Annotated in this window: 7 protein-coding genes; all 7 read left to right on the top strand. The window is 31.6% G+C overall.

The window, feature by feature from the left end; genetic code table 11:
* Positions 1–208 precede the first annotated feature (208 nt).
* The 7 genes from thrS to DUT90_RS04070 all read left to right on the top strand — a co-directional run bounded on the left by thrS (position 209) and on the right by DUT90_RS04070 (position 6,853).
* Positions 209–2,149: a threonine--tRNA ligase gene (thrS, locus tag DUT90_RS04105; protein ID WP_114425619.1), complete on the top strand. Its 1,941-nt coding sequence runs from the start codon at positions 209–211 to the stop codon at positions 2,147–2,149.
* A gap of 118 nt (positions 2,150–2,267) precedes the next feature.
* A complete protein-coding gene (infC, locus tag DUT90_RS04100) occupies positions 2,268–2,786 on the top strand; it encodes a translation initiation factor IF-3 (RefSeq protein WP_258848497.1) in 519 nt (172 codons plus the stop codon).
* A 78-nt stretch (positions 2,787–2,864) separates the two neighbouring features.
* Positions 2,865–3,062, top strand: coding sequence for a 50S ribosomal protein L35 (rpmI, locus tag DUT90_RS04095; RefSeq protein ID WP_109406025.1), 198 nt, complete (start codon positions 2,865–2,867; stop codon positions 3,060–3,062).
* 93 nt (positions 3,063–3,155) lie between these two features.
* Entirely contained in the window at positions 3,156–3,500 is a 345-nt protein-coding gene (gene rplT, locus DUT90_RS04090; protein ID WP_114425615.1) for a 50S ribosomal protein L20, read from the top strand.
* Between the two features lie 82 nt (positions 3,501–3,582).
* Complete coding sequence (locus DUT90_RS04085; RefSeq protein WP_114425662.1) at positions 3,583–4,161, top strand: hypothetical protein; 579 nt, start codon at positions 3,583–3,585, stop codon at positions 4,159–4,161.
* 216 nt (positions 4,162–4,377) lie between these two features.
* On the top strand, positions 4,378–5,583 hold the full coding sequence (gene glgA, locus DUT90_RS04075; protein WP_114425611.1) for a glycogen synthase: 1,206 nt from the start codon (positions 4,378–4,380) through the stop codon (positions 5,581–5,583).
* Positions 5,584–5,587: 4 nt separating this feature from the next.
* On the top strand, positions 5,588–6,853 hold the full coding sequence (locus tag DUT90_RS04070) for a glucose-1-phosphate adenylyltransferase (protein ID WP_114425609.1): 1,266 nt from the start codon (positions 5,588–5,590) through the stop codon (positions 6,851–6,853).
* The last annotated feature ends 1 nt before the right edge of the window (position 6,854 follow it).

Below are 6,854 nucleotides of genomic sequence, written 5' to 3'. Positions count from 1 at the left end.
TAAAAACATGTGCCGAAAGCCCCACCTTTTTTTTCTTAACACACTAAAAAACACCCTAACACTTAATTAATGCTAACACAAAATATTAATTAAACGTAAAAAAAGAAAACAACATTGTGAAAAAAAACTTCAGATTAATAAGTATCTATATATATTGTATGAAATATTGTTTTCTAATATCTTTGCGCATCAAAATATTAGACATTAAATGATTAAAATTACTTTACCTGACGGAAGTGTTAAGGAGTTTACTGTAAATAGTACTCCTATGGACGTTGCAAGAAGCATTAGCGAAGGATTGGCAAGGAACGTTATTTCTGCAAACTATAATGGAGTAACAATTGAAACCACTACCCCACTTACTAAAGATGGATCTCTAGTTTTGTATACATTTAATGATGCAGGCGGTAAAAAAGCATTTTGGCATAGTTCTGCTCACGTATTGGCTGAAGCGATATTAAGTTTTCACCCCAATGCAAAATTAACAATAGGACCTGCTATTGATAATGGTTTTTATTACGACTTAGATCTAGGTGAAGAAACTATTTCTGAGAAAGATTTTGCTGATATTGAGAAAAAGTTCTTAGAAATTGCACGAGGTAAACACGAATTTAAAATGCGTGAAGTGTCTAAAGCCGAAGCTTTGGCTTTGTACAAAAAAGAAAACAACCCTTATAAAGTTGAATTGATTGAAAATTTAACTGACGGTGACATTACTTTTTGTGACCATAGTAATTTTACAGATTTATGCAGAGGAGGACACATACCTAACACGGGTTTAATAAAAGCCGTAAAAATAATGAATGTCGCTGGTGCTTATTGGAGAGGTGATGAAAAGAACAATCAGTTAACTCGTATTTATGGAATTTCTTTTCCTAAACAGAAGTTACTTACGGAATATTTAGCTCTTTTAGAAGAGGCTAAAAAACGTGACCATAGAAAACTAGGTAAAGAACTAGAATTGTTTACTTTTTCACAAAAGGTGGGGCAAGGTTTACCTTTATGGCTTCCTAAAGGAGCTGCCTTACGCTCTAGGCTTGAAAACTTTTTAAAGGTTGCTCAAAAGAAAGCTGGTTACGAAATGGTAATGACGCCTCATATTGGTCAAAAAGAATTGTATGTTACTTCTGGTCATTATGAAAAGTATGGAGAAGACAGCTTTCAAGCCATAAAAACTCCGAAAATGGATGAAGAGTTTTTATTAAAACCTATGAATTGTCCTCATCATTGTGAAGTTTATAATTTTAAGCCATACTCTTATAAAGATTTGCCCAAACGTTTTGCTGAATTTGGCACTGTATATAGGTATGAACAAAGTGGTGAATTGCATGGATTGACACGTGTAAGAGGTTTTACTCAAGACGACGCACATATCTTTTGTACTCCAGAACAATTGGATCAAGAATTTAAAGAAGTTATTGATTTGGTTCTTTATGTGTTTGGTTCTTTAGGTTTTGAAGATTTTACTGCTCAGGTTTCTATTAGAGACATGCAGAATTTAGATAAATATATAGGTGACGTAGCAACATGGGAAATTGCTGAGAATGCTATTATTTCTGCAGCAAAAGACAAAGGTTTAGATTTTGTAATTGAAGAAGGTGAAGCTGCTTTTTACGGTCCAAAGCTAGACTTTATGGTTAAGGATGCTTTAGGAAGAAGTTGGCAATTAGGCACCATTCAAGTGGATTATAATTTACCAAAACGTTTTGACCTAACTTATAAAGGAGCTGACAACGGATTGCATAGACCTGTAATGATACATAGAGCACCATTTGGTTCTATGGAACGCTTTATAGCGGTTTTACTAGAACATACGGGAGGAAATTTTCCTCTTTGGCTGACTCCTGATCAAGTTATTATACTGCCAATCAGTGAGAAATATCAAAAATATACCCAAAAAGTTTTAGAATCGTTAGAAAATTCCGAAATTCGCGCCCTCGTAGATAATAGAAGTGAAAAAACGGGTCGTAAAATACGTGACGCAGAAGTTAGCAAAATACCTTTTATGGTAATTGTAGGTGAAAAAGAGGAAGAAGAAGGAACCGTTTCTGTTAGAAAACACGGTGAGGGAGACATTGGAACATTTACCATTGAAGAATTTACCTCACTAATAAAACAGGAAGAAAGCAAAACATTGAAGAAATTTTAATAAATTTGAATTTCTTAAATGAATATTAAATAAGAAACTGTTCATCAGTTATAAGTTAAATTTAAATCTATAAGTCATAGCAATTAGAAGAAGCAGGTCTAGAAGACCACTAAGAGTAATCAAAGAAGACCAACACAGAATTAACGACAAAATAAAGTATGTTGATGAAGTTCGTGTAGTTGGTGATAACGTAGAAGTTGGTGTATACCCTTTAGCGAAAGCTAAAGAAATGGCCAAAGAACAAGAGCTAGATTTGGTAGAAATATCTCCAAAAGCAAAACCTCCTGTTTGTAAAATTATTGATTACAAGAAATTCTTGTATGAGCAGAAAAAACGTGAAAAAGCCTTAAAATCAAAAGCCACTAAAGTGACGATTAAGGAAATTCGTTTTGGACCTCAAACAGATGAGCATGATTATGAATTTAAAAAGAAACATGCGATTAAGTTCTTACAAGATGGTGCTAAATTAAAAGCATTTGTATTTTTTAAAGGACGTTCTATAATCTTTAAAGAACAAGGACAAATTTTGCTATTAAAACTAGCCCAAGAACTAGAAGAATATGGTAAAGTAGAGCAACTTCCGAAATTGGAAGGTAAGCGTATGATTATGTTTATTGCTCCCAAAAAGACAAAATAATAGCTGATAAGTTTAGCGTATTTTGCTAAAATACATCAAATTAATAATACATAAGCAAGTAGTTAAAACGAAGGAGAGATGCCTAAAATGAAAACAAAATCCAGCGCTAAGAAACGATTTAAAGTTACTGGTTCTGGTAAACTAAAAAGAAAGCACGCGTTTAAAAGTCATATTTTAACAAAGAAGTCTAAAAAACGTAAGTTAAAGTTAACTCATGATACTTTAGTACACAAGTCTGATGAAGCTAACATTAAGCAACAATTAAACTTAAAATAAGTTTAATAAGGGAATTTAATTATTAACCATGGAGTTAGGCAAAATCAAAAGTATTCTTAACAGAATCGCCTACTACAAAAAACAATTTGAATTATGCCAAGATCAGTAAATTCAGTAGCTTCAAGAAACAGAAGAAAAAAAATCTTGAAGGCAGCAAAAGGTTACTTTGGACGTAGAAAAAACGTTTACACAGTAGCAAAAAATGCGGTTGAAAAAGGAATGCTTTATGCATACAGAGACCGTAAAAACAATAAGAGAAACTTCCGTTCTTTGTGGATAACGCGTATTAACGCAGCAGCACGTTTACACGGAATGTCTTACTCTCAGTTTATGGGAAAAGTCAAAGCTAATAGCATCGAACTAAACCGTAAGGTTTTAGCAGATTTAGCTGTAAATAACCCAGAAGCTTTTAAGGCAGTTGTAGAGAAAATAAAATAAATAATTATACTTGCTTATATTAAAAAACCCAAACTTTTGTTTGGGTTTTTTTTATACATTTATATTCTCAAAAAAAGAAAAAATGAAAACTTACCTTATCCTTATATTTTTAACTGTATCATATAGTTCTTTTGCTCAAGAAGATCTCAAAAAATTTAATTCTTTACATGATCAATTTGATAATATTTACAGAACCTCTACCTCATACCAAGAATATAAAGTTATTAGTAAAGAACGTTTTCAAAAATTAAAACTTAATGTTTTAGATTCTATTAAAAATCATAAAGACATCATTTCAAACAAAGAGTCTCTATACATTAATGAAACGCAAAAAACCAAAACACTTCAAAACCAACTAAACAAAATAAAGTTAGAAAGAGACGAAGCGCTACTGAAAGAAGATTCTATTCTACTATTTGGTATGCCTTTGAAAAAAACTTCTTATAATTTAATTCTATGGTCAATAATTATAATACTATTAATTGGTTTAGTCTATTTTATATTTAAATTTTTTAGAAGTAATATTTTAACAAAAGAAGCTCAAAACAATTTGAGTGATGTTGAAGAAGAGTTTAACATACATAGAAAAAAATCTCTAGAAAGAGAACAAAAGCTAAGAAGACAACTTCAAGACGAAATCAACAAACAAAGAAATGTTTAAATAACCCTACTATTTATTGCAGTATTTGCTATGCATTTTAAAAAAGCATGAAAAAAATTCAGTGTTTTAGAAAAATACAAACGTATTATTATCAAAACTTCAATAAAGCTTTTTAAAAAAAACCTTATCATTTGTTTTGCTGATTTAGAGGTGTTTTTGTATATTAAAATTTTAAAACATATCAAAAAACCAACTTAATTTAACTTCGTAAAATTTATGAAAGCCCTTTTCTTTACAAGAGAATTTCCACCGTATGTATATGGAGGAGCAGGTGTGCATGTAGAGTACCTAGCATCTGAATTATCTAAACTTATGGATGTTGATGTTAGATGTTTTGGAGATCAAGATGACGACACCAAAAATCTTTCTGTAAAAGGTTTCCCATATGATAATCCTATTTTTGATGAATCTGATGATAAACTAAAAGCTGTTTTTAAAACCTTAAGTACAGCACTTCATATGAATGCTGAAAAAATAGATGCAGATGTAGTGCACTGCCACACGTGGTACGCACACTTTGCAGGTATTGTAGCTAAATTATGCTACGGTATTCCTTTAGTAATCACTACACATTCATTAGAACCTTTGCGCCCTTGGAAAAGAGAACAACTGGGGCGTGGTTACGATGCCTCTTCTTGGGTAGAAAAAACAGCAATTGAAATGGCTGACGCTCTTATTGCTGTATCAAAAGAAACAAAAGAAGATGTTTTAAAACACTTTAATGTAGATGAAAATAAAGTTAAAGTTATTTATAACGGAATAAATTTACAACAATATATAACTACATCAGAAACATCTACTCTAGAAGAATATAAAATTAATAAACATAAGCCTTATGTACTTTTTGTTGGACGAATTACCAGACAAAAAGGAATTATACATTTGGTAAACGCCATTAAATATATAAACCCAGATACGCAAATTGTACTATGTGCTGGTGCCCCAGATACGAAAGAAATTGGTATAGAAATGGAAAACGCAGTTAATGAAGTTAAAAAAACACGTGAAAATGTAATCTGGATAGATAAAATGGTTACAAAAGAAGAAGTCATTCAACTGTATTCTCATGCAGATGTTTTCTGTTGTCCATCTATATATGAGCCTTTTGGCATTATAAATATAGAAGCTATGGCCTGTAACACTGCTGTTGTTGCAAGTGCTGTTGGCGGAATTAAAGAAGTAGTTGTAGATGGAGAAACAGGTATTTTAGTTCCTGTAGAACAGCAAAACGAAGCTCCTTTTGAACCAATAAACCCCGATAAATTTGCTAAAGATTTAGCAAACGGAATCAATAAAATTATAGAAAACCCCACACTAAGAAATACAATGGCTGCCAAAGGGAGAAAAAGGGTAGAAGAGTATTTCGACTGGATTTCAATCGCAAAACAAGTAGAAGAACTATATAAATCCTTAAAACAATAACTAAATGATTAACAATAAAGTACTTGGAATTATCTTAGGAGGTGGCCAAGGGTCAAGATTATATCCATTAACAAAAGACAGATCTAAACCAGCTGTTCCCATAGCTGGTAAGTATAGGTTGGTAGATATTCCTATTTCCAATTGTATCAATTCTGATATTAAAAGGATGTACGTATTAACGCAGTTTAATTCTGCTTCTTTAAATAAACACATTACTAATACATATCATTTTAGTTTTTTTAGTTCTGCTTTTGTTGATGTATTGGCTGCAGAACAAACTATACAGAGCGACAAATGGTTTCAAGGAACAGCAGATGCTGTAAGACAAAGTATGCATCATTTTTTACAAAATGATTTTGAATATGCTTTGATTCTTTCTGGAGACCAATTATACCAGATGGATTTTAATGATATGATCCAAAAACATGAAGATAGTGGTGCCGAAATATCTATTGCAACATATCCAGTTACCGCAAAAGATGCAACTTCATTTGGTATACTAAAAACAAATGATGACAATATCATTACTTCTTTTATAGAAAAACCAGCAGCAGAATTATTGCCAAATTGGACTTCTGATGTTGGTGAAGAAATGAAAGCCCAAGGTAGAGATTACCTAGCTTCAATGGGAATATATATCTTTAATAGAGATTTACTTAAAAAATTGATGGATAATCCAGACACCAATGACTTTGGAAAAGAAATCATACCACAAGCTATAGAAAATCACAAGACTTTAAGTTTTCAATACGAAGGATACTGGGAAGACATTGGTAATATTGATTCTTTTTTTGAAGCTAATATTGGTTTAACAGACGATATACCTAGTTTTGATTTGTATAGCGCTAAAGGTATCTACACAAGAGCAAGAATATTACCAACCTCTAAAATATCTGGTACTATTTTAGACAAAACTGTCATTGGAGATGGTTGTTTGATAAATGCTGAAAAAATAGAAAGATCGGTTATTGGTATTCGTTCTAGAATTGGTAAAAACTCATTAATTTCTAATACTTACATGATGGGTAACGATTTTTATGAAACCTTAGAACAAGTGGAGGAAAATAATATTGAAATTATGATGGGAATTGGAGATAGATGCTATATTCATAACTGTATCATTGATAAAAACTGTAGAATTGGTGATGATGTAAGAATTAATGGCGGGCCACATATAAAAGATATTGAAACAGACACATATATGGTTAAAGAAGGTATTGTTGTTATTAAAAAAGAAGCAACTATAGCTAAAGGAACTATTATAGGTTAAA

The sequence above is a fragment of the Polaribacter sp. WD7 genome (genome assembly GCF_003335085.1).
GTDB lineage: Bacteria > Bacteroidota > Bacteroidia > Flavobacteriales > Flavobacteriaceae > Polaribacter.
Note: the sequence above shows the minus strand (reverse complement) of the source record. Positions and strands in the feature narration are given on the sequence as shown.

What these genes read in the sequence shown, in the direction of transcription:
- thrS (WP_114425619.1), top strand. Translation starts at nt 209, where the DNA reads ATGATTAAAATTACTTTACCTGACGGAAGTGTTAAGGAGTTTACTGTA.
- rpmI (WP_109406025.1), top strand. Translation starts at nt 2,865, where the DNA reads ATGCCTAAAATGAAAACAAAATCCAGCGCTAAGAAACGATTTAAAGTT.
- rplT (WP_114425615.1), top strand. Translation starts at nt 3,156, where the DNA reads ATGCCAAGATCAGTAAATTCAGTAGCTTCAAGAAACAGAAGAAAAAAA.
- DUT90_RS04085 (WP_114425662.1), top strand. Translation starts at nt 3,583, where the DNA reads ATGAAAACTTACCTTATCCTTATATTTTTAACTGTATCATATAGTTCT.
- glgA (WP_114425611.1), top strand. Translation starts at nt 4,378, where the DNA reads ATGAAAGCCCTTTTCTTTACAAGAGAATTTCCACCGTATGTATATGGA.
- DUT90_RS04070 (WP_114425609.1), top strand. Translation starts at nt 5,588, where the DNA reads ATGATTAACAATAAAGTACTTGGAATTATCTTAGGAGGTGGCCAAGGG.